26 protein-coding genes are annotated in these 22,972 nt (G+C 52.9%); 10 read left to right on the top strand and 16 right to left on the bottom strand.

Annotated elements, in window-relative coordinates; genetic code table 11:
- Positions 1-34 precede the first annotated feature (34 nt).
- The 6 genes from ACT3RU_RS16775 to ACT3RU_RS16750 form a co-directional block, all read right to left on the bottom strand.
- Positions 35-712 carry an HAD family hydrolase gene (locus ACT3RU_RS16775; protein WP_087111751.1) on the bottom strand — a complete coding sequence of 226 codons (678 nt, stop codon included), beginning with the start codon at positions 710-712 and terminating at the stop codon, positions 35-37.
- On the bottom strand, positions 709-1,887 hold the full coding sequence (locus ACT3RU_RS16770) for an ABC transporter ATP-binding protein (RefSeq protein WP_192528446.1): 1,179 nt from the start codon (positions 1,885-1,887) through the stop codon (positions 709-711). The genes ACT3RU_RS16775 and ACT3RU_RS16770 overlap by 4 nt, the downstream gene beginning before the upstream one ends.
- A gap of 11 nt (positions 1,888-1,898) precedes the next feature.
- Positions 1,899-2,774 carry a carbohydrate ABC transporter permease gene (locus tag ACT3RU_RS16765; protein WP_192528445.1) on the bottom strand — a complete coding sequence of 292 codons (876 nt, stop codon included), beginning with the start codon at positions 2,772-2,774 and terminating at the stop codon, positions 1,899-1,901.
- Positions 2,775-2,799: 25 nt separating this feature from the next.
- Positions 2,800-3,690, bottom strand: a complete 891-nt coding sequence (locus ACT3RU_RS16760) for a carbohydrate ABC transporter permease (RefSeq protein WP_018918706.1) — start codon at positions 3,688-3,690, stop codon at positions 2,800-2,802.
- A 79-nt stretch (positions 3,691-3,769) separates the two neighbouring features.
- Complete coding sequence (locus ACT3RU_RS16755) at positions 3,770-5,089, bottom strand: ABC transporter substrate-binding protein (RefSeq protein ID WP_192528444.1); 1,320 nt, start codon at positions 5,087-5,089, stop codon at positions 3,770-3,772.
- Between the two features lie 138 nt (positions 5,090-5,227).
- On the bottom strand, positions 5,228-6,193 hold the full coding sequence (locus tag ACT3RU_RS16750; protein WP_192528443.1) for a sugar-binding transcriptional regulator: 966 nt from the start codon (positions 6,191-6,193) through the stop codon (positions 5,228-5,230).
- Between the two features lie 166 nt (positions 6,194-6,359).
- Here ACT3RU_RS16750 and ACT3RU_RS16745 point away from each other — a divergent pair, with 166 nt between their 5' ends.
- Positions 6,360-6,671 carry a YqfO family protein gene (locus ACT3RU_RS16745; RefSeq protein WP_192528442.1) on the top strand — a complete coding sequence of 104 codons (312 nt, stop codon included), beginning with the start codon at positions 6,360-6,362 and terminating at the stop codon, positions 6,669-6,671.
- 11 nt (positions 6,672-6,682) lie between these two features.
- Here the strand turns inward: ACT3RU_RS16745 and ACT3RU_RS16740 are convergent, their stop codons facing one another.
- Positions 6,683-7,240: an NUDIX hydrolase gene (locus ACT3RU_RS16740; RefSeq protein WP_192528441.1), complete on the bottom strand. Its 558-nt coding sequence runs from the start codon at positions 7,238-7,240 to the stop codon at positions 6,683-6,685.
- A gap of 92 nt (positions 7,241-7,332) precedes the next feature.
- On the opposite strand from ACT3RU_RS16740, the gene ACT3RU_RS16735 reads away from it, so the two are divergent.
- The 3 genes from ACT3RU_RS16735 (at position 7,333) to ACT3RU_RS16725 (ending at position 9,571) form a co-directional block, all read left to right on the top strand.
- On the top strand, positions 7,333-7,995 hold the full coding sequence (locus ACT3RU_RS16735; protein WP_192528440.1) for a CoA pyrophosphatase: 663 nt from the start codon (positions 7,333-7,335) through the stop codon (positions 7,993-7,995).
- Positions 7,992-8,660: a 2OG-Fe(II) oxygenase gene (locus ACT3RU_RS16730; RefSeq protein ID WP_192528439.1), complete on the top strand. Its 669-nt coding sequence runs from the start codon at positions 7,992-7,994 to the stop codon at positions 8,658-8,660. Before ACT3RU_RS16735 ends, ACT3RU_RS16730 begins: the two co-directional genes overlap by 4 nt.
- Positions 8,661-9,139: 479 nt before the next feature.
- Entirely contained in the window at positions 9,140-9,571 is a 432-nt protein-coding gene (locus ACT3RU_RS16725; protein WP_087111734.1) for a PRC-barrel domain-containing protein, read from the top strand.
- Positions 9,572-9,902: 331 nt separating this feature from the next.
- On the opposite strand, the gene ACT3RU_RS16720 is transcribed toward ACT3RU_RS16725, so the two are convergent.
- Positions 9,903-10,325: an OsmC family protein gene (locus tag ACT3RU_RS16720; protein WP_192528438.1), complete on the bottom strand. Its 423-nt coding sequence runs from the start codon at positions 10,323-10,325 to the stop codon at positions 9,903-9,905.
- 244 nt (positions 10,326-10,569) lie between these two features.
- On the opposite strand from ACT3RU_RS16720, the gene ACT3RU_RS16715 reads away from it, so the two are divergent.
- Positions 10,570-11,475 (top strand): DMT family transporter, encoded by a 906-nt coding sequence (locus ACT3RU_RS16715; RefSeq protein ID WP_192528437.1) that lies wholly within the window; start codon positions 10,570-10,572, stop codon positions 11,473-11,475.
- On the opposite strand, the gene ACT3RU_RS16710 is transcribed toward ACT3RU_RS16715, so the two are convergent.
- From ACT3RU_RS16710 to ACT3RU_RS16700, 3 genes are all read right to left on the bottom strand, one after another.
- Complete coding sequence (locus tag ACT3RU_RS16710) at positions 11,429-12,277, bottom strand: MOSC domain-containing protein (RefSeq protein ID WP_192528436.1); 849 nt, start codon at positions 12,275-12,277, stop codon at positions 11,429-11,431. The two genes, ACT3RU_RS16715 and ACT3RU_RS16710, sit on opposite strands and share 47 nt — an antisense overlap.
- Before the next feature lie 92 nt (positions 12,278-12,369).
- Positions 12,370-13,365 carry a gluconate operon transcriptional repressor GntR gene (gntR, locus tag ACT3RU_RS16705; protein WP_087111728.1) on the bottom strand — a complete coding sequence of 332 codons (996 nt, stop codon included), beginning with the start codon at positions 13,363-13,365 and terminating at the stop codon, positions 12,370-12,372.
- A gap of 26 nt (positions 13,366-13,391) precedes the next feature.
- Positions 13,392-13,922, bottom strand: a complete 531-nt coding sequence (locus tag ACT3RU_RS16700; protein ID WP_087111726.1) for a gluconokinase — start codon at positions 13,920-13,922, stop codon at positions 13,392-13,394.
- A 357-nt stretch (positions 13,923-14,279) separates the two neighbouring features.
- Here ACT3RU_RS16700 and ACT3RU_RS16695 point away from each other — a divergent pair, with 357 nt between their 5' ends.
- On the top strand, positions 14,280-14,705 hold the full coding sequence (locus ACT3RU_RS16695; RefSeq protein WP_192528435.1) for an organic hydroperoxide resistance protein: 426 nt from the start codon (positions 14,280-14,282) through the stop codon (positions 14,703-14,705).
- Positions 14,706-14,726: 21 nt separating this feature from the next.
- Here the strand turns inward: ACT3RU_RS16695 and ACT3RU_RS16690 are convergent, their stop codons facing one another.
- A complete protein-coding gene (locus ACT3RU_RS16690) occupies positions 14,727-15,422 on the bottom strand; it encodes an aspartate/glutamate racemase family protein (protein WP_087111720.1) in 696 nt (231 codons plus the stop codon).
- 158 nt (positions 15,423-15,580) lie between these two features.
- Between ACT3RU_RS16690 and yghU the strand changes: the two genes are divergently transcribed.
- The gene (yghU, locus tag ACT3RU_RS16685) at positions 15,581-16,441 is read left to right on the top strand and encodes a glutathione-dependent disulfide-bond oxidoreductase (RefSeq protein ID WP_192528434.1); all 861 of its coding nucleotides are present in this window, start codon (positions 15,581-15,583) and stop codon (positions 16,439-16,441) included.
- Positions 16,442-16,634: 193 nt separating this feature from the next.
- On the opposite strand, the gene ACT3RU_RS16680 is transcribed toward yghU, so the two are convergent.
- Positions 16,635-17,051, bottom strand: coding sequence for a hypothetical protein (locus ACT3RU_RS16680; RefSeq protein ID WP_192528433.1), 417 nt, complete (start codon positions 17,049-17,051; stop codon positions 16,635-16,637).
- 473 nt (positions 17,052-17,524) lie between these two features.
- Here ACT3RU_RS16680 and ACT3RU_RS16675 point away from each other — a divergent pair, with 473 nt between their 5' ends.
- From ACT3RU_RS16675 to ACT3RU_RS16665, 3 genes are all read left to right on the top strand, one after another.
- The gene (locus ACT3RU_RS16675) at positions 17,525-18,892 is read left to right on the top strand and encodes a trimethylamine monooxygenase (RefSeq protein ID WP_087111714.1); all 1,368 of its coding nucleotides are present in this window, start codon (positions 17,525-17,527) and stop codon (positions 18,890-18,892) included.
- 365 nt (positions 18,893-19,257) lie between these two features.
- Positions 19,258-20,910, top strand: a complete 1,653-nt coding sequence (locus ACT3RU_RS16670) for a sodium:solute symporter family protein (RefSeq protein WP_192528432.1) — start codon at positions 19,258-19,260, stop codon at positions 20,908-20,910.
- Positions 20,911-21,026: 116 nt separating this feature from the next.
- Positions 21,027-21,158 carry a putative transporter small subunit gene (locus ACT3RU_RS16665; RefSeq protein WP_225733918.1) on the top strand — a complete coding sequence of 44 codons (132 nt, stop codon included), beginning with the start codon at positions 21,027-21,029 and terminating at the stop codon, positions 21,156-21,158.
- Between the two features lie 124 nt (positions 21,159-21,282).
- Here ACT3RU_RS16665 and ACT3RU_RS16660 read toward each other — a convergent pair whose 3' ends face one another.
- The 3 genes from ACT3RU_RS16660 to ACT3RU_RS16650 all read right to left on the bottom strand — a co-directional run.
- The gene (locus tag ACT3RU_RS16660) at positions 21,283-21,645 is read right to left on the bottom strand and encodes an iron chaperone (RefSeq protein ID WP_192528431.1); all 363 of its coding nucleotides are present in this window, start codon (positions 21,643-21,645) and stop codon (positions 21,283-21,285) included.
- A 109-nt stretch (positions 21,646-21,754) separates the two neighbouring features.
- Positions 21,755-22,444: a DUF899 domain-containing protein gene (locus ACT3RU_RS16655; protein ID WP_192528430.1), complete on the bottom strand. Its 690-nt coding sequence runs from the start codon at positions 22,442-22,444 to the stop codon at positions 21,755-21,757.
- A gap of 84 nt (positions 22,445-22,528) precedes the next feature.
- On the bottom strand, positions 22,529-22,972 hold a 444-nt coding region (locus ACT3RU_RS16650; RefSeq protein ID WP_483392917.1), incomplete at its 5' end, for a glutathione S-transferase family protein.

Here is a 22,972-nt window from a genome sequence, read left to right as displayed (position 1 = left end):
ATTCGAGTGTTGTTGAGTGCTAACAGCCGCCTGCTTAGCTAGCAATGCGTACTTGCCACTCATTCACCAGCGCGTTCAGCCCCTGCATGTGCTCCAAAATACGCCATGCGCCTGCGTCTAAAAGCCGTGCTGGCTGTTCGGCATCCACGTGGCTGGCACCTACAAAACCAATGACACACATACCGGCAGCGTGGGCGGCGGTGACACCCGCCACGCTGTCTTCGATGACCAGGCAATTACCGGGGAGATAGCCCAGCTGCGTGGCAGCCAGCAGGTAAAGCGCGGGGTCTGGCTTAGGGTTGGCTACCTGGTCCGCCGTAAAAATAGGCGTGTCCTTGCCAAAGGCATCGGCCAGCTGGGTGCATGCAAGTGACGCTACAACCCGCTGACGGCGGCTGTTGGATACCACCGCCTTGGCCAAGGGAATTGCCAGCACGGCATCGTGCGCGCCCGCGACAGGGGTAAGCTCACGCGCCAAGCGCGCCTCAATAGTCGAGTCCACCTGCTCAGTGGCGTTATCAGGTAGCGTATACACGCTGTGCTGCTCCAGATGCTTAAGAATATCGCCGGTGGTCATTCCCAACGCCTGGCCAAGCCGCTCGGCAATGTTCAAATCGGGTAGCCACCTACCGAGATACTCCTCCAGCACACCTTCCGCCAGTGCTTCGCTATCGACCAACACGCCATCGCAATCAAATATAACCGCCTTCATGCCAGCGCCTCAGCGTCACCTGATGTGCGGTTATCGTGTCGCGTAAGCCCGGCCAGCGGATGCTGAGCGAGACTGGGCAACGCGCAGCCATCGGCCGCAAACAAGTGTGCTCGCTCAGGGGCGAAGCCAAAGCGTATGGTCTCGTGAACGCGATAGGCCACATCCCCATCCGTCATCAGCGTTACCAACAGGTCACCCATACGTACATACAGCGAGGTTTGCCCACCCAAGCGCTCAAGCACTTCAATTTGGCCACTGAGCGCACCCGCCTCATCAAGCACCAGGTGCTCAGGGCGAATGCCCAGTTCCAGAGCTGGCTGGCTTTCGACAGGCGTGCTTTCAGAGGACACGTTTTCAAGCGCCTGGGCGTTGACGGGCACCGTGCACTCGCCACCACCAGGCAAGCGAACCTGAACACCTTCCGGCGAGGTACTGATTAATTCAACATCAAAGAAATTCATTTTTGGAGAGCCAATAAATCCGGCCACAAAGCGGTTTGCCGGGTGATGGTAGAGCGCCATGGGTGAACCGACCTGCTCAACCACGCCGTCATGCAGCACGACAATTTTATCGGCCATGGTCATGGCTTCAATCTGGTCGTGGGTCACGTAAATCATGGTGGCGTTGAGTTTTTCGTGCAGGCGGGCAAGCTCAATACGCATCTGTACGCGCAGCGCGGCATCCAGGTTGGAAAGCGGCTCATCAAACAGGAAAATACTCGGGTTGCGCACGATAGCTCGACCAATCGCCACGCGCTGGCGCTGACCGCCGGAAAGCGCCTTGGGCTTGCGGTCAAGCAGCCGCTCAAGCTGAAGTATTTTAGCGGTTTCCAGCACCTTGGCGCGGCGCTCCTCTTTGGGCACACCGGCCAGGCGCATGCTAAAGCCCATATTGCCTTCTACCGTCATGTGCGGGTACAGGGCATAGCTTTGAAACACCATCGCCAGGCCACGGTCGGCAGGCCCCACATCGTTCATTCGCTGTCCATCAATCACGATGTCGCCATCGGTGGCGCTTTCAAGCCCCGCGATAATGCGCATCAGCGTTGATTTGCCGCAACCGGAAGGCCCCACAAACACCACAAACTCACGGTCGTTAACTTCAAGGTCGATCCCTTTGATGACCGCGGTGTCGCCAAAGTGCTTGGTAATATTGTTAAGTTGTAAGGTTGCCATGCAAAACTCCTTTACTTGACGGCGCCAAAGGTCAGGCCACGCACCATTTGTTTTTGGGTCATCCAGCCAAGAATGAGAATAGGGGCGATGGCCATGGTAGAAGCCGCCGAGAGCTTGGCCCAGAACAGCCCTTCAGGACTTGAAAACGAGGCGATATAAGCGGTTAACGGTGCTGCCTTGGAAGAGGTGAGATTGAGGCTCCAGAACGCTTCGTTCCAGCTCAAGATAACCGAGAGCAAACCGGTAGAGGCAATGCCTGGCAGAGTCAGCGGCAAGAGCAAGAAGAACACTTCTTGTAGCGTCGAGGCACCGTCCATTCGCCCGGCTTCAAGGATGTCCTTGGGCATGTCCTTAAAGAAGGTGTAAAGCATCCACACCACAATAGGCAGGTTCATTAGCGTGTAAATAATGATCAGCCCCGTGCGGGTATCCAGCAGCCCTACATCGCGGAAAATAAGATAGATCGGCACCAACACGCCAACAGGCGGCAGCATCTTGGTAGAGAGCATCCAGAGCAACGTGCCCTTGGTGCGTTTAGTGGGCAGAAAGGCCATGGCATAGGCCGAAGGAATAGCAATTAACAGCGCCAGAAACGTCGAGCCAAATGCGACGGCAACACTGTTGAGCGCAAAGCGCGCGTAGCCTGAGCGCGCCTGTACGGCTTCATAGCTTTCAAGCGTGGGCGTAAAGATAAAGCTTGGGTCGGCAATTGCGGCCGATTCGGTTTTAAACCCGGTGAGTATCATCCATAAAATCGGGAAGAAAATCACCAGCGCTACCGACCAGCCCACCAGCGTAATCACGAGCGTTTTCATGCCGGCTGACCCGCGGGCGGTACCCACCCCCGACACGTTTTGCGCTGGCGTAGTAGAACGTAATAATGACATTTATATTCTCCAAGTGCCCAAAGCGCTAATCTTCAAGGTTTTTCGCAACCATCCGCACCAGGAAAATCGCCACGATGTTGGCAAGAATAATCGCGATGACCCCGCCAGCAGAGGCAACACCCACATCAAAATCAAGCAGCGCCCGCATGTAGATCAGATAGGCCAAATTGGTGGTCGCAAGCCCAGGCCCGCCCGAGGTGGTCACAAAAATTTCGGCAAAAATGGTCAGCAGGAAGATCATTTCAATCATGATCACCACGCTGATGGCTCGCTTAAGGTGAGGGAGCGTTATAAAGAAGAAGATCGCGATAGGCCCGGCACCATCCATCCGTGCGGCTTCCACCTGGTCTTCATCCAAGGACTGCATGGCGGTGAGCAGAATCAACAGCGCAAAGGGTAGCCACTGCCACGCCACAATAATCACGATGGACGTTAACGGGAGCGCTGAAAACCAGTCTACGGCAGGCAAACCAAGTGAGTTTGCCAACCATGCCAACACCCCGTTGGAGGGGTGCATCATCATGTTTTTCCACACCAGCGCACTCACGGTGGGCATTACAAAAAAGGGTGAAATTGCCAGCACTCGGGCAATACCGCGACCAGCAAAGTCTTGTTGAAAAAGAACGGCCAGCAGCGTGCCGCCCACTACGGTAATCGCCAATACCCAGCCTACCAGCAGCAAGGTATTGCCCATTGCCTTCCACAGTGCGGGGTCGGTTAGCAAATACTCGTAGTTTTCAACCCCGGCAAAGCCACTCATGCCTGGCATTAGCAGGTTGTAGTACTGGAAGGAGAACCATATCGTCATGCCTAACGGTATGATCATCCATAACAACAGCAGCGTCACAGCGGGGGCTTGAAGCGATAACGTTCTTAGCCCGCCAACCGTACGGCCAGAAGCACGTGTTTTAGTCATGGGAATACCTGCGCGAAAAAACCAACGAGAAACCGTTACAACACGCCTACCCGCGTAACGGGTAGGCGCTTTTACTTAATTAGTCGTTGTAGCCCGCTCGCTGCATAGTGCGCTCAGTGGCGCGCTGGGCGCTGTTTAGCGCTTGTTCTACCGTGGTGTCACCGGTTAACGCAGCAGCAATGCTCTGCCCTACCTGGGTGCCAATCGCTTGGAATTCAGGAATATTGACAATTTGCACGCCGGTATAAGGGTTCGGCTCTAGCGTGGAATCGGTCGGGTCGGCATTTTGAATCGCGCTCAGCACAAAATCAGCGAAAGGCGCCGCTTCCGTGTAATGCTCATTGGCGTAGGTGGATTCGCGAGTGCCCGGCGGTACGTTGGTCCAACCCTGGGTTTCGCCAACCAGCTCAATGTACTCTTGTGATGTCGCCCAAGTGATAAACTGCTTAGCAGCATCTTTATGCTCGGAGGAGGCAGGAATCGCCAGCGCCCAGGTCCATAACCAGTGCGAGCCTTTTGGCGTTTGTGCCACGGGCGCTGGGGCAAAACCAAGGTTGTCGGCTACGCTGGACTCGTCGCCATCATAAAGCGTTCCCGCGGCGGAGGTAGCATCCACCCACATCGCACAGTTTCCCCGTGAGAATAGCGCCAGGTTTTCATTAAAGCCGTTGGAGCTGGCGCCGGGCGGGCCATAGTTACCTAGCAGGTCCACATAGAACTCGATGGCATTCACCCAGGGTTCAGAATTGAGTTCAGGATTCCACTCTTCATCAAACCAACGGCCACCATAAGTGTTTACCAGCGTCGAGACGAAGGCCATATTTTCACCCCAGCCGGGTTTGCCACGCAGGCAGATACCCGCCACCCCTTCCTGCGCGCCGTGGAGCTGCTCGGCCCAGTCACGTACCTCGCTCCAGGTCGGCTGTTCGGACATTTCAATCCCAGCCTCCTCGAAGAGGTCTTTGCGGTAGTACATCATCGAGCTTTCCGCATAAAACGGCAGCGCGTATGGCGTGCCATCAAGGCTTAGCCCGTCGCGTACGGAGGTCAACAAGTCGTCTACGGCGTACTCATCAGGCAGGTCATTCAAGGGCTCAAGCCACTCGCGCTCCGCCCAGATAGGTGCTTCATAAGCGCCAATCGTCATAACATCAAACTGGCCACCACCCGTGGCAATATCGGTGGTCATGCGCTGACGAAGAACGTTCTCCTCCAGCACGACCCAGTCCAGCTTGATATCGGGATGCGTCTCTTCAAACGCATCGGTCAAGCTCTGCATGATCACCATATCGTTATTATTAACGGTGGCGACCGTGATTTCAGTTTGTGCCTGAGCATGGCCTGCCACAGCAATGGCCGCTGCTAAGGTGGTGACGGGCAAGTGACGCGCGAGTCGCATATAACTCTCCTTTGGCTAATGTTGGCATTATTATCGCCTGATCATTTTGATCATGTTTCGAACAAATGATCGTACGTAGGACAAAAAAAATCAAAGCCCTACGGCTTAGACTTTATGGTTACGCCTCTTTTTAACGCGCTACGCTTGGCGGGAAGTTAGCCGCTCAACAATGCGCCGTGCCGCCACTTCGTCGGTGATTAATCCTTTTAACCAGCCGCCTTTTAGCGCCGCATGAATGCCTAACGCTTTATCGTAGCCACCGGCTATCGCGACCATAAGATGCTTTCCAAAATGCTCAAGCGGCAAGCTTGTCACGCGCCGAGTAATGGAGCAGTCAATGACTTCGCCTTGGCTATTTAACGGCCAGCCGAGCAGTTCCCCCACGGCTTCCAAGCCCAACAACTCATCAAGCTCGCGCTCACTAATAAAGTGGTCCTGGAACAACGTCGCCTGGCGGTCGATTCGCCCCACCCCAATAAACGCGGCTTCCGACGTCCGAGCCACATTGGCGATAGCTTGAAACAGGCGCTGGGAAAGCATTGCGTTTTTCTCGTCAATCGATTCGGCCACCACCGGCGCTGGCAGTAAGAACCGCTCGCCGCCGGTTTTGTCAGCCAATAACATCACCGCGTCGTAGCGGTTGGCCGAGCCATCCCGGGCGACATTCCCCACCAGCGACACAAACCGGTGCTGGGGCCGCTCCGTTCGATCAAGCGCTTCTACCGCTGCCCGCACAGAGCGTCCACTACCCAGTGATAGCGTCAACGGCTCGCTACGCTCAACCAACTTGCCGATGCGCTCTGCCCCGGCAACACCCAGGTAGTGCGTGGCATTTTCCGAAGATGCCGTCTCAGCGGGCACTACATCGCAAAAGGTCAGCCCAAAATGTTCACGCAGCGTGTGACCTAGCGTCATGCAGCTCGAAATAGGATGGTCAATATGCACCTTCACCAACCCTTCCTGGCGCGCAAACGCCAACAGACGCTGTACGCCTGGCCGGGAAACACCCAACTGGCTTGCGATTTCATCCTGCGTTAGGCCGCCCACATACGACATCCAGGCGGCTCTGGCCGCTTGGTCCAACTTCACCTCAAATTTATCCATCGGTTGGCGTCCTGCCTTTATTGATAACGTGACGATAACCATATTCACAAAAGCGTCATCATACAAAGCTAATCATGCGACCAGAAGCCGTCTGTTCGCTAATATGTCACTAGGCTGTGTTTTAAGCGCCATTTTTTTAAAGACACGTTTTTAACAGGAGTATGGCATGTATAAGCTTGCGTTTTTTGTGCCCATTGACGATGCCGAAAGCGTTAAAGAAGCCGTTTTCGAGACGGGCGCCGGGCGAATCGGCAACTATGAAGCCTGCTGCTTTCAAACCAGTGGCACCGGTCAGTTTCGCCCGCTTTCGGGTGCTGACCCACATATCGGCGCAGTCGGAACACTCGAGCACGTTGAAGAGGTTAAGGTGGAGCTCGTTTGCCAAGACACCTGCATACACGCGGCTATCGCTGCGCTTAAGCTTGCCCACCCTTATGAAGAAGTCGCTTATGATGTTTGGCAGCTTGCCGAGCTTTAACGCTTGCTCAATCAGGCGCTACCAAAGTAACGTTCACGATCCTCAGATGTGATCGTGCCCGTATGTAGCGGAAAGTGATGGTGGAGCCGGTCCCGGTAGAAATGATGCAGCGTTCGCTCAATGGTTGGAAAGGCAATCTCATCCCAAGGGATTTCATGCTCATCAAACAAGGCGACCTCAAGGCTTTCAACACCAGCGCTAAAGCCACCGACAAGCTCTGCGCGAAAAATCATGTACACCTGATTAATATGCGGTAAGTCAATCAGGGTATAAAGGTCGCCCAGGAGCACCTCGGCATGCGCTTCCTCACGGGTTTCGCGGGCGGCAGCCTGTTGCGTCGTTTCCGCGTTTTCCATATACCCGGCAGGCAATGTCCAGTAGCCTTTACGAGGTGAAATGGCACGTTTGCATAACAAGACTTTGGAGCCACTGACGGGTAGCGTTCCAGCGACAATGCGCGGGTTCTGGTAGTGAATAGTACCGCAGGCATCGCATAGGTAGCGCGGCCGGTCATCACCTTCGGGGACCGCGAAACGTACGTTATCGCCGCACTGGCTGCAAAAATTCATGGCATATTCCTTCGGCTAAATGGCACACGTTATCGATGCTTGACGCACATAACCACTGCTGGGTAAAAAGGGACAAAGTGACGGGATACCCCATGTTAGAGAATCTACGCAAACGGCTGCAACAGCTCAACCCTCAAAGGCTGGACCAATTTCAGATGCGCGAAGCCGCTGTGCTGATTCCTGTGGTTGATCGCGCATCGCCTACCTTGCTGTTTACACGCAGGGCAAACCACTTAGCTACCCATAGCGGTCAGGTTGCGTTTCCCGGGGGCAAACGCGAGCCGGAAGATACGGATCTTTATGCCACAGCGCTGCGCGAAGCTCAGGAAGAGATCGCTCTTGACCCAGCGGTGGTCGAGCCGCTAGGCCGACTTTCAGATGTGATTTCGCTGCATGGCCTGCGGGTAACTCCGTGGGTGGGCATTATTCCACCGGATTTGCCTTTGGTCGCAGACCTCGGTGAATTAGACGCTATCTTTGAAGTCCCACTTAGCCACTTTTTAGAGGACCAACGTACCCATACAGATGTCATTCCTGTCGATGGCGTGCCTCATTACGTGCCTAGCTACCACGTGGATGGCCATGTGATTTGGGGGCTTTCAGCGATGATGCTTGTCGAGTTGTTAGCCGAAGGATTTGGCATGCCCATCGACTTATATCAACAACCCCCAGGTATACTACGGCACTATCCCGAACGTACCAGCCGACTGCCCGCTGACCGCCACCCGGCGATGCCGAAGAGTATACGCAAATGATGCTTTCAAACTTCACCACGTCGCCCGTGTTAACGCCCGCTGTACAAGTAGCGATTGTTGATGCGCTGGTGGAGCAAGGCTGGTATGTGGGGCGCGCGGCGATCAATCTTGATCTTTGCCACGCCTTACACCGTGAGCTTTCGCACATGGCCGAGCATGATGCGCTTGAAGAAGCCGGGATTGGCCGAGGTCAGCAGCATCATTTGCGCAAGGATATTCGCGGTGATGCCATCCACTGGCTGGACCGTCAAAGTGAAGCCCAACGCCACTATCTTGATGCAATGGGCGAGCTACAGCAGTCGCTTAACCAGGCGCTGTTTTTAGGCCTTTTTGAGTATGAAGCGCATTTTGCCCACTATCCGGCGGGCGCTTTTTACCAGCGCCATTTGGACAGCTTTCGCGGCCGCGCCAACCGGGTAATTTCTACCGTTGGCTATTTAAATCCTCAATGGCCAAGCGATGGCGGCGGCGAAATGGTGATCTATCATCCTGATGATGCCAGCAAGGAAGTTGCCCGTGTTGTACCGGAAGCCGGAACGTTTGCCTGCTTTTTGTCAGAAACCGTTCCTCACGAGGTGCTTCCCACCCACCAACCACGCGCCAGCATTGCTGGCTGGTTTAGGCGTAATGCTTCGCTAGGCGGTGTACTGGACCCTGCCCGCTAGGCTTTGTACGAAAACTGCTACTTAACCCCTATCAAAGCGGCATACATACCCCAGAGAAGTCTTCTCAAAAGAGGCAGGCTTCCATGCCACCCTGACACAGCCGCAGTTAACTAGCACCACGAACTTTCCATTGATTGTAAAGCCTTGCCAACCGTCCTTAAAAATCCGATATTTAAAAAATATATTAATAATACTATTGAAAAACAGAGTACAACGACTACATTGATATTGTGTCAGATACGGAGCTTCACACAACCGTAACAAGGCTTTTTAATTGCAAACAACGCTTAAAGCATACTTTGCAACTGATCATCAAGCCTTTGACACCTAATGTATATTCTGCATTTTAAGGAAAGGCAAAGGCAGCGGTTCAAGCATCACTGCCTGGTTCATAAACTGGATCGCTCTGAATCGTTAACTTCCACTATTTGATTTAGACACCAACGTAAGATACTGAGCCTTATCAAGGAGCAAGAGGAATGAAAATGATCAAATCAGCCGTCATTGGTACACTAATGGTTCCTGCTTTCATGCTAGCAGCGGGTAATGTAAGTGCCGAAGAAACAACATCAACGACCGTTGAAGTTGAAGCAACCTATCTGACCAGTGTGCCAGAAAACGTTTTCTACTCAGACTCCCTTAAGGGCCATCATGTTAAAAGCACCGTCGAAGATGACGAGAATATCGGCACTATCCACGACCTGATTATTGATGAGAGTGGTCAAGTGACCGCTGTGATCATCGGTGTTGGCGGCTTCCTTGGCATGGGTGAAAAAGATGTCGCCATCGAGTGGGATTCACTCGAACTGATCTGGGATGCGGAAGGTAACAAATATGATGTCCGCGTTAACGCTTCAAAAGAAGCGCTTGAAGAAGCCGCTGAATTTGAGCGTGACGAAGTAGACGCATAAAGCAACCTTCGTACACTAGTTCTAAAAGCCTTAGCTTCTGCTAAGGCTTTTTATTTTATCTAGCGTTTAAAATATAGTGTATATTTGAGCGCTATAACGCAGTCAAACATGCACACCAAGCGCTTAGTATAAAATCAACAACATCAAATATTTTTACTTTTCAGACACCTTATAAAGCTCACTCTCTTCACCTTTCCGCTATATCAGCCTACACACTAAACGGCATGCACTAGCGTTTTATTGTTTTATAATTTCGCCCTACCACCCATTATAAAATTTTGGCTATTAAAAAAGCGCTACGTTATTAAACGTAGCGCTAATCAATAAAGTGCTAGCCTTTTAGCTGGGCCGTCATGCTGATTTCAGCATTGAGCACTTTTGATACGGGACAATTTTCCTTGGCCTTTTGAGCGGCCTCTTTGAAGCTCTCTTCATCGGCACCACTTACTTCAGCGGTGACATCCAGATGAATGTTAGAAATGCTAAAGCCTGCTGAATCCTGCTTAAGCTTAACGCTGGCAGTGGTATCAATAGCATCAGCGGTATAACCAGCCTCGCCTAAAACTTTGGAAAGCGCCATTGAAAAGCAGCTGGCATGCGCGGCGCCAATCAGCTCTTCCGGATTGGTGCCCTTTTCGTCTTCAAAACGCTGTTTGAAGGAGTAATTAGCACTGAGAGCGCCACTTTCGGTTGAAACGGTGCCTTTTCCATCCTTCAGTCCACCTTCCCAACGTGCGCTAGCTTTACGATCCATGAAAAACTCCTTATCAGTGATAGCGAAAGACCTGATTGATCAGTGGATACTGATATGATCAAAAAAGGTTGAATGGTCACTCGCATAGAGCAACTAACCACCCCGTTCAGCGTAGCTGATTTTTAGCACCGTGCCGAACTCAGATGATGAGTGCTTCCCAGGCCGCGCTAACCCTCTTATGCTACCCAGCAGAGTGAAATCAGCAAGCCGAAAGCACTCTGTACGCCAACGTCAAGGACACGTCATGTCATCAGCGGATGCGCTGCGCCTGGTCATACTCTCCTCACTTTGGGGCCTGTCGTTTATTTTCATGCGCGTTGCATCGCCGGAGTTTGGCGCTATCCCGCTTGTTTTAGTGCGCATGGGCGTTGGGGCGCTGTTGCTTATCCCGCTGCTGCTCAGCGTTCACTATTTGCGGCTTATTTGGCAGCATAAAGGGCCGTTGCTATTACTAGGCATCATGAACCATGTGCTGCCGTTTTCGCTGCTGGCGCTGGCAACAACACGGCTGGAGGCTGGTTTTACCTCGTTGATTAACGCCACCACGCCCATTTTTACGGCTCTATTAGGCGCGCTGTTCTTTGCCACGCCTATACAGCGCCAGCAGTATTTAGGGCTGGCGCTTGCCTTGGCGGGAGTCTATGTGCTTTCTGCTAATAGGCTGGACTTTGCCTTGGGCGGCGATGGCTGGTTTATCATTGCCGTATTAGGGGCAACCTTTTGCTACGGCATGGCGGGCAATTACTCCAAAACACGCTTGGGCCATTTGCCGCCTCGGGTACTTGCCGCAGGCAGCTGCGCAATGTCAGCCTTGGTGCTTCTTATCCCCGGCATTTTACTTTGGCCCAGCGAGCCGATTAGCCCGCTTGCCTGGGGCAACGCCATAGCACTTGCTGTATTCAGCACTACGCTGGCTTTTTTACTCTATTTTGGTTTGTTAGCCAGCGCAGGTGCCACGGCCGCATCAACCGTTACATTCCTGGTACCCGTTAGCGCCCTGTTGTGGGGCTATTTACTCCTGGGTGAGACGCTTAGCCTTCAGATCGTTATAGGCATGGTAATTACCCTGCTCGGCACGGCTGTGGCCACCCGACTGCTGCGGCTCAAGCGCCACGCGCCTCAGCCACCAGCGTATCCCCCACATGAATAATGCTTCCTTCACCACGATGCAGCGTCGCGTTCTGTCCAAAATAAGCGCCTTTTAATTCAGGCTGGGTATTCAGGCCTATTAACGTTTTAAGCGGCTCGGCAGGCTCAGGTATCTGGGCCGTTTGCTGGTCTACCGTGGTAATTTTGCAGCGTTTGCATGGTTTTCGCAGAATAAGTTCAAATGCTCCATTACTAGCCTGTAGCGCTTGCCAACCATCTTCAGCCCATGGCTTGTCGGTTTCGACCACAATATTGGGCCGAAAACGGTTCATGGGAATAGCCTGACAACCACTCTCCTCAAGGGCACGGTTGAGCGCATTGAGAGAGCCGGTTGAAGCAATCAGAAAGGGGTAACCATCAGCAAAAAGCGTGTCGGCGTCATCCCCGTTTAAAAACTCCGTTTCTATCGGACGTTTAAACTGCGTGTCGAAACGGACCAGGCTCAGGCCACTGCCCTGTTCACCTAAAGCAGCTTCCAGCCAGCTTGAAACGTCGCTGCTTTCAGGCCACGCCTTACAGTGATCATTCCAGACCTGAACGATACGTAGGTTGCCGCTCGGTTCTGCAAGCGGTATCGAAAGTGGCTCAACATTGGGGTGCGAAAGTACCAAGGCGTCGGTGGTTAAGGCCACTTCTACCGTGGCTAACGCAGGCCGCTGGCGTTGAGTCACAAAGCGCTGCTGCGTATCAACCAGCATCCAGCGGCGGTCCCATGCAAGGCCGGTGGGCAGCAGTTCACTGCGGGTAAGGCTGATACCCTTTAAAGATTTGACCGGATAAATATTGAGCTCGGAGATATGCACGATAGCCTCGATACAAACGAAAATGGTTACTCTAACCAGCAAGCGCACTTATCACCAGTGCGGCTTCTCTTTAATAGCCCGATGAAAACCTGCTATAGCGTGGCGCCTGTCTCTATGCGATAGCCCAAGTCGACCGTATGATCAGCCACCGCTTCGCCCTGAATCCTGGCCAGCAGTGCTTGCGCGGCAGCCTCGCCAATGGCTTGGCGTGGCGTGATGACACTAGCAAGCTTTGGCGTCATTGCCTGCCCCACGTCGTGACCGTGGAAACCCGCAATCGCCATCTGCCCAGGCACGTTAATACCACGGCGCTGACACTCAAAATACGCCCCAACGGCCACGTCATCGTTGGTGCAGAAGATGCCATCCGTATGAGGGTAGTCGTTTAAAATTTGCTCTAGAAGCGCTGCCCCCACGCTGTAAGAGGAGCGTTGGCTGCTATGCAGCGTTACCGGTGTTAGACCGTGCTGCTCCATCGCCTGGCGGTAGCCCTGCTCACGTTGCAGAGTGCGCTCATCCAGCCTCACAGCCAGATAAATAATCTGCTGCCGACCATGGCGAATCATTTCACTCACCATATCAAACGCCGCGGCGACGTTGTCGTAGCCTACCGCCTGCTGTAACGGCTTATGATGAGTGTCCATGATTTCCACCACAGGAATACCAGCGGTTTCCAGCATTCGCAACGTGCGGGGAGTGTGATGATGGTCCGAAAGAATCACCCCATCCACGTTGTAAGAAAGCACCGATGCCAAGCTTCGCTCTTCAACGGCCGGGCTATACCCATAGTGAGACAGCATAAGATGATAACCGGCAGGCTCGGTACGTTTCTCAATTCCCACGATGACATCAGCAAAGACCTGGTTCGTCAGCGAAGGAACCAGTACGCCAATAGAGTGGCTGGTAGCACGCGAAAGTAGATCCGGCGCTCGGTTGGGAATATAGCCGACCTGCTCGGCCACGCTAAGAATACGCTCGCGCAAGCCTTCTGAAACAGTTTCCGGGTCTCTTAGGCAACGACTCACCGTCATTTTGGTTGCCCCGACCTGGTCAGCAATAGTTTGTAGCGTTGGGCGTTTTTTCTTCAAACGGGATACTGCCTCTATAACAACGATTAGCTGGATGGCGAAGGTAGCCGCACATTGAGTGTGCCAGTAAATCGGCTCACAATCTCCTCTGGTGAGAGCGCAATGGACAGGCTAACGGCCTCATCATCACCCGGCGGTTGTAAATCGGCAAGCTGGCTGGCCAGCATGTTATCTCCTTTAAAGAAGTGCCCTTCTCTGGTGGCCAGGCGCTCACGCAATAGCTCAGCGCTCCCTTCCAGGTACAGAATTTGCAACGCTGAATCGCCCTTGCGCAAACAATCCCGATAACGCCGCTTTAATCCCGAACACGCAATCACCGCCGTTTCATTCCGGGCCTGGTAGTGAGCAAACAGTGACGACAGCTTCTCAAGCCACTCCTGACGATCATCATCATTAAGCGGCGTTCCACCCGCCATTTTGGCTACGTTAGCAGGCGGGTGATAATCATCGCCGTCAATAAACGTAGCATTCATGGCGGCTGCCAACTGCTGGCCAATGTGGGATTTTCCGCAGCCGGAGGCACCCATCACCAAAATACGATAAGAAGTAGGGTTCATTAGATAAATTCTCCGAGCTTAAGGCCTGATTTGCGAGGGCACACAACCATTGTTGTCAGGATGACTGGCAGGGTGTGGATTGAATGGATATCTACAGCCTGAATACCGTTCTGTTACCGGTAACAATTGCTTAAAGATTAAAAGACCCAGCACAAGCGTGTCAAAGCAAAACCGCCCTTTTACAACCAACGTCTAGCGCTGGTAAGCGAGCGTATGACACGCTACATTAACGCATTGCATCAAGTAGGGAGCCGACATGCCCGCGTTAGAACCTTGTAGGCTAGAGCCGTGCAGTGAGCTGGAGCTTGATCATCATTAAAAGACGTACCTATTACTCGTCCCAAAAAGGAAACTGCTATGTCTATCGAAAAAATTGCTTACCGCGCCCATGCTCACGCGACCGGTGGCCGTGAAGGCAGTGCCAAGTCGTCTGATGGCGCATTGGATGTCAAACTCAGCACTCCCAAGGAGCTGGGCGGAGCAGGCGGTGAGGGTACCAACCCGGAGCAGCTGTTTGCGGCGGGTTACTCTGCATGCTTTTTAGGCGCTCTAAAACATGTTGCCAGCCAGGAAAAAGTAACGCTTCCCCAAGATACCTCCATTGAAGGCAACGTAGGTATTGGTGCCATTCCTACCGGTTTTGGTATCGAAGTCGAGCTAACAATCAGCCTGCCCGGCATTGATAAGAGCATCGCCCAGGATCTGGTCGACAAGGCCCATGTCGTATGCCCTTACTCCAACGCTACCCGTGGCAATATCGACGTTACCCTAACGCTTGCTTAACGTTTTAGCGTTAACCGTCCGTTAATTATTAAGCGCACGCTCCACTGCTCCGCTTGCATGCAGGGCAGTGGTATCGTAAAGCGGCACAGCGGTATGTGCTTGCTCTACCAATAAGGCAATTTCTGTACAGCCTAGAATGACCGCCTGAGCACCCTGTTGATGCAGGCTGGCGATCACCTTCAGATAGTGCTCACGGGAGTCATCGTTGATCTTCCCTTGGCATAGCTCATCGAAAATAATGCGATGAACCGTCTCACGTTGCTCCTCCTCTGGCACCACGACCTCAATGCCAAATGTATCCCGCAAACGCGCCTTGTAGAAATCCTGCTCCATCGTAAAGCGCGTTCCCAACAAGCCAACACGCGTTATACCATCCTTTCGTAGCTGTTCGGCGGTCGCATCAGCGATGTGTAACAGCGGAATGTTGATAGCTTGCTCAATAGCGGGTGCCACTTTATGCATGGTATTGGTGGCCAACAGTAAAAAGTCAGCGCCTGCCCGCTCAATATTGTGCGCCGCCTCAGCAAGGATTTTTCCAGCGGTTTCCCAATCGCCCTGCTTTTGCAGCGCCTCAATCTCAGCAAAATCGACACTCACCATGGCAATTTTGGCCGAGTGGAGACCGCCCAGCGCGTGTTTTACGCCCTCGTTCAAGGCGCGATAATAGCTTTGCGTGGACTCCCAGCTCATTCCGCCCAACACCCCAATGGTTTGCATGATTGCCTCCCTGGTTACTTATCAGTCATTTTATTACACAGCTAATTATTCTCGCCCCTTGTACCTGCGTTTTACTACCCTCATAGAGTACCTATCGCGTTTGAATTGATTATTTTTACCACCGGGCACTGCCCGCGACACGACACAGCGAGGCTATGATGAGCGATACGTCTTACACCCCACCGCGCGTTTGGAAATGGGAACCGGGCAATGGAGGTAAATTTGCCAACATTAACCGTCCTATCGCGGGGCCTACTCACGATAAAGCGCTGCCCGTTGGTAAACACCCGCTTCAGCTCTACTCATTGGCCACCCCCAATGGCGTTAAAGTGACCATCATGCTTGAGGAGCTATTAGCAAAAGGCATCGAAGCCGCTGAGTATGACGCTTACTTGATCCAAATCGGTGAAGGCGACCAGTTCGGCAGCGGATTTGTAGACGTTAATCCCAACTCCAAAATCCCCGCATTGATGGACCATAGCACTAACCCGCCTCAGCGCGTTTTTGAGTCAGGCGCTATTCTTCTCTACCTGGCTGAAAAATTTTCCGCCTTCTTGCCCACCGACCCAGCCAAGCGTACCGAGTGCCTTTCCTGGTTATTCTGGCAGATGGGCAGCGGCCCGATACTCGGCGGTGGCTTTGGTCACTTCTACGCTTACGCTCCTGAAAAGTACCAGTACCCTATCGACCGTTACACCATGGAAGTAAAGCGCCAACTCGATGTACTTGACCGCCATTTGGCCAATAACCGCTATATGGCGGGCGATGAGTACACCATTGCGGATATGGCGATTTACCCCTGGTATGGCGCCCTGGTGAAAAACCGCGTTTACGAAGCGGCTGAATTTCTGGAAGCGCACACGTATAAAAACATGCTCCGCTGGGCAGAAGAACTTGATGCACGCCCTGCCGTACAACGGGGCCGTATGGTTAACCGCACGTTTGGCGAGCCCAGCGAACAGCTGCATGAACGCCACGATGCCAGCGACTTTGAGCATAAAACCCAGGATAAGCTATAGCGTATAAGGGTTAGCCAAGCAGCTAGCCACGGTATAAAAAACGGCCCACGGGCCGTTTTTTATATGCGCTCACAAGCTAGTAATAGTAGATCGCCCTCTGCTAGAAAATGGTGGGTTGCACGAACCGAGGCCTCCCACACTTCCAAAAGCGCAGGATAATCGGTGCAAGTGGCGTTATGTATCGTCACTTGAGTCATGGATTGAGGGCCTCAATAAACCAGACAGGATGCATAGCATCAAAATCCGTGCGGATATTAGTGGGCAGATAGCTGGCGGAATCCAGCACCACAGGCTGACCATTTATGTGCTGAAACACCACCCAGTGCCAAAAGTGTTTGCCCTCCTTTTGATAGGGTTTAATCGCCAGCAGTGCCAGCGCCGGTAGCGCCTGCCACGTGGTAAACGGTGTTTCATCCGGCGAGGTAGCCACACCCGCTTGGGCCAGCATCTGGAGCACATACTGGGTATCGGACCACAGTGATTCATCGTCTGCGGCAATGCCCATCGCGTTCGCAATGGCCTTCATCTCTGGGTAGGTTTTACCCAGAATAGCCGCTACAGAAGCAATTCCGCAGCCGGTCGGTTCTTCCTGAATAACCGGGTTTAGCATCTTTTTACCTTAATGACATAACAAGTTGTAGTAAAAGAGAAAAGCAGAGGCGGCACAAGGTGATTGGCTAGAAATCCAAAGCAACGGATTGGAAACAATGTACCGCTCTGGCGAATCATCAATAAGTAACGACGCAAAGCGCCGATCCCCGTTTTGTGATAAAGTAACGCTCTTGGTATACGCGTTATCAAGTACTTTTCCCTTGCTTCCCCATTCGAGCATCTTCTTCCGGTGTTTTCTCGATACCTCGCGTTCAATTAGCGGCCCGCCCGCCCCAGGCCTTCTGTTTCACTCACAGATACAGATGCAGCCTTCATCATATTGCGCTCTCGGCACATCCGATCTTTTGCGCATCACTATAGAGCTTGATGGCATCACCATAACGGGTTGAGCTGCGCTCTTTTTCGCGCTTCATCGTCGTCGGGCCAACGTTGGCTCAATGTACGATACAGCGACTGAAAACAGGAAATACTATGACGTTTAGAGTTGCCATTCTAGGTGCTGGCCCAAGCGGCCTAGCCCAATTACGTGCTTTTGAAGCAGCCCAGCGCGATGGCGCAGATATCCCTGAGATCGTTTGCTACGAGAAGCAGAGCAACTGGGGCGGCATGTGGAACTACACATGGCGCACCGGTCTGGACGCATACGGCGAGCCAGTTCACGGCAGCATGTACCGCTATCTCTGGTCTAATGGCCCTAAAGAGTGCCTGGAATTCGCGGATTACAGCTTTGAAGAGCATTTTGGCCGCCCGATCGCCTCCTACCCCCCGCGCGCGGTGCTACGCGACTACATCATGGGGCGCGTCGCCAAGAGCAATATGCGCCAGCACATCCGTTTCAATACAGCGGTACATTGGGTTGAATATGACGAAGATACCGGCAAGTTCTCGGTTACCGTTCGGGATCTAAAACAGGACGCGCTGAGTACTGAAGCATTCGATCATGTGATTGTCGCCACAGGCCACTTTTCGACCCCCAATGCACCTTACTTTGAAGGCCTGGAACAGTTTCCCGGCCGTGTGTTGCACGCCCATGATTTCCGTGACGCCTGCGAGTTTCAGGGCAAGGATTTGCTGCTGATTGGCAGCAGCTACTCTGCAGAAGATATCGGCACTCAGTGCCACAAGTACGGTGCCAAATCAGTGACTTTCAGCTATCGCTCCAAGCCCATGGGGTTTGATTGGCCAGCATCGTTTGCCGAGGTGCCGCTGCTTACTGGCGTAGAAGGCAAGACAGCTCACTTCAAGGATGGCACCCGTAAAACGGTCGATGCAATTATCCTGTGCACGGGGTATCAGCATCACTTTCCGTTCCTACCCAACGAGCTGTCGTTGAACACACACAACCGGCTCTACCCGGAAGGTCTGTACAAGGGGATCGCTTCCCTGGCCAATCCGAAGTTGTTCTTCCTTGGCATGCAGGACCAGTACTACACCTTCAACATGTTTGATGCGCAAGCCTGGTATGCCCGAGACCTTATACTTAACCGCATCAAGCTGCCCACCAACGATGCCATGTTGGCCGATACACAGAAATGGGTGGCACGTGAGGAGCAGGTTGCTAATCCTTTTGAGGCCATTGATTTTCAAGCGGCCTATATCCTCAATTTGCTTGAGCCTACCGACTACCCACCTTTTGATGTCACTGGCGTTGCCGATATCTTCAAGGAGTGGGAGCACCATAAGGAAGCGGACATCCTTGGTTACCGTAACAAGAGCTACCGCTCTACGCTGACGGGTACCTTGGCACCTGCGCACCATACGCCATGGATGAGTGCTATGGACGATTCGTTAGAAGCCTTCCTGCAGGAAGAGCAAGTCCCATCAACCGACCCTGCTTAAGTGGGGCCAACCTGGGGCGGATATGTTCGCGCCTCACCTCACCTAGCATACAGCGGCGCGAAAGTCAACCTATACTGTTGGAGTGTAAAAGCGTAAGGTAGCTCTTCGGTTCGACCTTGCCACCGCTTTATTGCGTTCGCTATTACGCATCATGGCAAGCGTTGACCTGGCCCCCCTATCTAGGGCTTAAGGTGTTTTCAGCACCTGACGCTTGCACGGCCAGACTGCCAATCGCAGTCTTATCTCGCTACAGACATACCTAGAAAGATGTTCTGTTTTTTTGCTCACGTCCTGTGGCGACCTTTCCGACAACGGAACGCTGGTTGCTATTTAGGATGCTGGGCTGCAAAACCTATGGGTATTCCATGTACAACGAAAACTTCTATCAATTCTCGACCCTGACGGTCCTCGCTTTACTGGTGTTCTTTTACGGCGGCACTTATCTGCTGACCCTACTGATCAAGGAGAAAAAGGAAAATACCGACGCCTTCATGGTGTCTAACCATCAGATCGGCTTTGGCCTTGGCGCCGCCAGCATGACCGCCACCTGGATCTGGGCTGCCTCCTTTTACGCCGCTGCGACCTCGGGTTATACCTATGGCATCTCAGGCCCCCTGCATTACGGGTTGTGGGGCGCATTGATGATCCTGTTTATCTATCCCTTTGGCCGTCGCTTTCGCAAGCTGGCGCCCAATGCGCACACTCTGGGTGAGCTGATCCATGCCCGGCATGGCGCCTCCAGCCAGTTGATTCTTGCCTCCTCCAACATACTCGGCAGTATCATCAGCCTGATGGTCAACTTCACGGCGTCCGGCGCACTGGTCTCAGTGCTCTCACCACTCTCCTTTCAAGCCGGGGTGGTGATCGCAGGCGTTGGGGTGCTGTCTTACACGCTATGGTCAGGGTTCCGCGCTTCGGTCCTTACTGACTTTGCCCAACTGATGGCGATGATGGCCATCGCCATTCTAATCATCCCCGCAGTGATGTTCGCAATCGGCGGGCCGGAAACGCTATCGAACGGCATGAGTCTGCTCACTCCAGAACAGGCAAGTCTGTTCTCGGTGGATGCCATCCTCAATCAGGGCGCCCCTTTCTTTGTAGCGGTGCTGGCCTACGCGATTGGTAACCAGACTATCTCCCAACGCCTGTTCGCCGTGCGTGAAGACCACATCAAACCGACCTTTATCACCGCGACCATTGGCTACGGTGCGATTGTTATCGGCTTGGGCATGATTGGCTTGATGGCGCTGATGACCGGCATGGAGCCCATGAATGGCGACATGAACAACCTGATCCCACAGATGGTCTCGATGTACCTCTCGCCGGTATTTATTGGACTGTTCTTTATTCTGGTGATCGGCTCGCTCTCCTCAACAGCTGACTCGGACCTTTCTGCCATGTCGGCGATTGTCATGGCCGATATCTATGGCAAGAACATTGCGAAAAACAAGCCCGACCCGACCAGGATGCTGTTTATTGGCAGGTTGACCATGATTGTGGCGACGCTGATTGGGGTGATTCTCGCCAGCTTCTCCATGGACATTCTTATCATGCTGATTTTCGTTGGCGCGCTCTGGGGTGCAATTGTCTTCCCGGTGATCGCCAGCTGTTTCTGGAGCCGGGTCACCAACACGGCGTTTACCTCGGCGGTAATCGCAGGCTTGGTGATGTTCTGCATCGCACGATTTGAACTGCTGCCTATGGTCGGCCTAACCGCAGGGCTATTTGAGTTGCTGGCCTCCGTAGGCGGAGGTGTAGTGCTTGGCCTGATGGCCTTTGGATTCTGCGGTCGCCGTGCCGGTTTGATTGTCGGCGCACTCAGCACTCTTGTTTTGGCCTACTTCTGTGTTGGCTTCCTGCGGGACTACACGGTGCTAATGGCCTCATTAATGGCCTACGGCGTCAGCACGATTGTGTGCATCGGTGTCAGCCTGATGAGCACCAGCAAGTTCGACTTCGCGCAGATTAATCAGGATGTCATCAACTATGACCCGGCTAAGCCTGCTACTCGGGCCTAAGCTCTCTGTGACAAGGGCTGGGTGATAAGGGCTGGGCAATAAGCCCTGTGTAAGACGTTGAAATCACTTCATCCGCTGGTGCGCCATAGCGCACCAGCCAAACATTAGGAAAACACATGCAAACTTTTATATTGGCGTTATATGTATTGATCTGGCCGCTAATCTCACTCTCCGTACTGGGCGTCATCGGCCTGGCCACGCTAAACGACATTCGTGCGGCACGGCGCGATAAGCGGGAGCTGGTGTGAAATAGTTATTAATCGCTGAATAGTGACAATGCAAACAGGAAAGGAGTCAGGAGCGGCAAAGGATTGCCGTGGCTACACTGGTTCATAACTACTTTAGGAGCGGCTAACCGCTTATTAATCAAAATCAGTCCAGCTCAGCAAGCCTGGCCATTACCAGGTCACTTAATAATTTTTCGTCAATTTTCCAATTGACAGGAATTTGAAATAAATTTTTCTTAACAACGTACCCTTCACTCTCAAGCCTTACCTTAAAGTCCTCAACTACTTTTGCACTCCAAGGGGCAAGCGCAAGATGGCTTTTCAGCGCTGACACGCCAAATACGTAATCACTGCCTCTACAAATCTGCGGGACGTTCCAAGCCAGCTTGCAATCCAAGTCAGGAAATTCTTCAAGAATAACGTCGATGACATCCCTGAGTGTATCTCCTCTCTTTGAATCCAAGGAACTAAGATAATCCTCAACCGAACTAAATTTATTTGAGCTCATATCATAAGCCTCTTAAAAATGACTACCTACCACCGCTTAACTACAGAGTAGGCGAAGCCAAAACAGAAAAGTTGCCGCTGTAATTAGTCTTGTTAGTTCAGACGAATCCTTATACGCCATACTCGTCGTGGCGGCGATTCCAGCCATACGGCTCAGTTTGTGGCCAGCCTTCTGGAGAATCTTCCCAGGTTTCCTGACGGCCAAACGGGGTCAAGTCTAAATAGGTCCAGAGACTGCCGAGATATTCGACGCCTCGCGCCCCTGTAAAATAGCTGCGATATATGGTGTTGCCGTCACGAATAAATACACTGGCGCCGTGCTTTTCACCTTCCGCAGTCGTTACGCCAACATCATAGTTAAAGTCGCTCTCATAAGACGAGTACCATGGAATAGGATAAGCCCATCCCATACGAGACCGATACTGCTCGAGTTTTTCCAATGGGGCGCGTGACACCATCACTAGCGAGGTATCGCGAGCATGCAGGTGAGCCGGGTGAGTCATGGCATCGGCGACCCACGAGCATCCGCCACACCCCGCTTTCCAGTCAGGTGCGTACATAAAATGATACACAATGAGTTGACGGCGCCCTTCAAACAGATCGAGCAGAGACACAGGGCCGCTTTCGCCCTGAAACGTATAATTCTTAGCCACCTTCACTACAGGTAATTTCCTACGCTCAGCACTCAGTGCGTCACGCGCGCGGGTTAGCGCTTTCTCTTTTACGAGAAACTGATCCAGCGCTAATTTCCACTCTTCTAAAGATACGACACTCGGCAATGGTTGTTTAGTTGTAGTCATGGTTTTTCTCTCCGGTGTGTTCCGTCGATCCGCTCCAACACTGATAAACTTCGCCGAAGTGCTGGCGTGCGGGATGCTGACCACTCACGCTGCCAAGCGCCGATTATAGGCATCAAGGCATTTATGCCACGCTGGCCGGTCGTGACAGCGCGTTAAATAGGAAGTCACATTAGGAAACTCATCCAGAAGATTTGTATGCTGTATTTGGCTTAACGCAGCAACCATTAGAATGTCTGGATAGGTAAATTGGTCGCCAAGCAGATAGCGCTTGCGGATAAGCACACCTTCGAGCACTGCGAGGCAGTTCTTGGCCATCTCCACGAGTGCCGGACGTCGCAGCTTTGCCCACTCGGCATCCGCTTCAAATAAATCAATCACGGCAATTTGCGTCATCGGTGGCTCCACTGTATCCAGGGCAGCAAACGTCCATTGCAGGGCTTTAGCGCGTTCTGACTCACTCGTCGGCAGAAGCCTCCCTGATTGCTCCGCCAAGTAGATAACAATAGCCCCTGACTCAAAAATGATCAC

It is taken from the genome of Halomonas sp. TP35 (genome assembly GCF_052375975.1).
Classification (GTDB): domain Bacteria; phylum Pseudomonadota; class Gammaproteobacteria; order Pseudomonadales; family Halomonadaceae; genus Vreelandella; species Vreelandella citrativorans.
Note: the sequence above shows the minus strand (reverse complement) of the source record. Positions and strands in the feature narration are given on the sequence as shown.

Excerpts from the sequence above, each read along its gene's own strand:
- ACT3RU_RS16775 (WP_087111751.1), bottom strand. The coding sequence starts at position 712 with ATGAAGGCGGTTATATTTGATTGCGATGGCGTGTTGGTCGATAGCGAA.
- ACT3RU_RS16770 (WP_192528446.1), bottom strand. The coding sequence starts at position 1,887 with ATGGCAACCTTACAACTTAACAATATTACCAAGCACTTTGGCGACACC.
- ACT3RU_RS16765 (WP_192528445.1), bottom strand. The coding sequence starts at position 2,774 with ATGTCATTATTACGTTCTACTACGCCAGCGCAAAACGTGTCGGGGGTG.
- ACT3RU_RS16760 (WP_018918706.1), bottom strand. The coding sequence starts at position 3,690 with ATGACTAAAACACGTGCTTCTGGCCGTACGGTTGGCGGGCTAAGAACG.
- ACT3RU_RS16755 (WP_192528444.1), bottom strand. The coding sequence starts at position 5,089 with ATGCGACTCGCGCGTCACTTGCCCGTCACCACCTTAGCAGCGGCCATT.
- ACT3RU_RS16750 (WP_192528443.1), bottom strand. The coding sequence starts at position 6,193 with ATGGATAAATTTGAGGTGAAGTTGGACCAAGCGGCCAGAGCCGCCTGG.
- ACT3RU_RS16745 (WP_192528442.1), top strand. The coding sequence starts at position 6,360 with ATGTATAAGCTTGCGTTTTTTGTGCCCATTGACGATGCCGAAAGCGTT.
- ACT3RU_RS16740 (WP_192528441.1), bottom strand. The coding sequence starts at position 7,240 with ATGAATTTTTGCAGCCAGTGCGGCGATAACGTACGTTTCGCGGTCCCC.
- ACT3RU_RS16735 (WP_192528440.1), top strand. The coding sequence starts at position 7,333 with ATGTTAGAGAATCTACGCAAACGGCTGCAACAGCTCAACCCTCAAAGG.
- ACT3RU_RS16730 (WP_192528439.1), top strand. The coding sequence starts at position 7,992 with ATGATGCTTTCAAACTTCACCACGTCGCCCGTGTTAACGCCCGCTGTA.
- ACT3RU_RS16725 (WP_087111734.1), top strand. The coding sequence starts at position 9,140 with ATGAAAATGATCAAATCAGCCGTCATTGGTACACTAATGGTTCCTGCT.
- ACT3RU_RS16720 (WP_192528438.1), bottom strand. The coding sequence starts at position 10,325 with ATGGATCGTAAAGCTAGCGCACGTTGGGAAGGTGGACTGAAGGATGGA.
- ACT3RU_RS16715 (WP_192528437.1), top strand. The coding sequence starts at position 10,570 with ATGTCATCAGCGGATGCGCTGCGCCTGGTCATACTCTCCTCACTTTGG.
- ACT3RU_RS16700 (WP_087111726.1), bottom strand. The coding sequence starts at position 13,922 with ATGAACCCTACTTCTTATCGTATTTTGGTGATGGGTGCCTCCGGCTGC.
- ACT3RU_RS16695 (WP_192528435.1), top strand. The coding sequence starts at position 14,280 with ATGTCTATCGAAAAAATTGCTTACCGCGCCCATGCTCACGCGACCGGT.
- ACT3RU_RS16690 (WP_087111720.1), bottom strand. The coding sequence starts at position 15,422 with ATGCAAACCATTGGGGTGTTGGGCGGAATGAGCTGGGAGTCCACGCAA.
- yghU (WP_192528434.1), top strand. The coding sequence starts at position 15,581 with ATGAGCGATACGTCTTACACCCCACCGCGCGTTTGGAAATGGGAACCG.
- ACT3RU_RS16680 (WP_192528433.1), bottom strand. The coding sequence starts at position 17,051 with ATGCTAAACCCGGTTATTCAGGAAGAACCGACCGGCTGCGGAATTGCT.
- ACT3RU_RS16675 (WP_087111714.1), top strand. The coding sequence starts at position 17,525 with ATGACGTTTAGAGTTGCCATTCTAGGTGCTGGCCCAAGCGGCCTAGCC.
- ACT3RU_RS16670 (WP_192528432.1), top strand. The coding sequence starts at position 19,258 with ATGTACAACGAAAACTTCTATCAATTCTCGACCCTGACGGTCCTCGCT.
- ACT3RU_RS16665 (WP_225733918.1), top strand. The coding sequence starts at position 21,027 with ATGCAAACTTTTATATTGGCGTTATATGTATTGATCTGGCCGCTAATC.
- ACT3RU_RS16660 (WP_192528431.1), bottom strand. The coding sequence starts at position 21,645 with ATGAGCTCAAATAAATTTAGTTCGGTTGAGGATTATCTTAGTTCCTTG.
- ACT3RU_RS16655 (WP_192528430.1), bottom strand. The coding sequence starts at position 22,444 with ATGACTACAACTAAACAACCATTGCCGAGTGTCGTATCTTTAGAAGAG.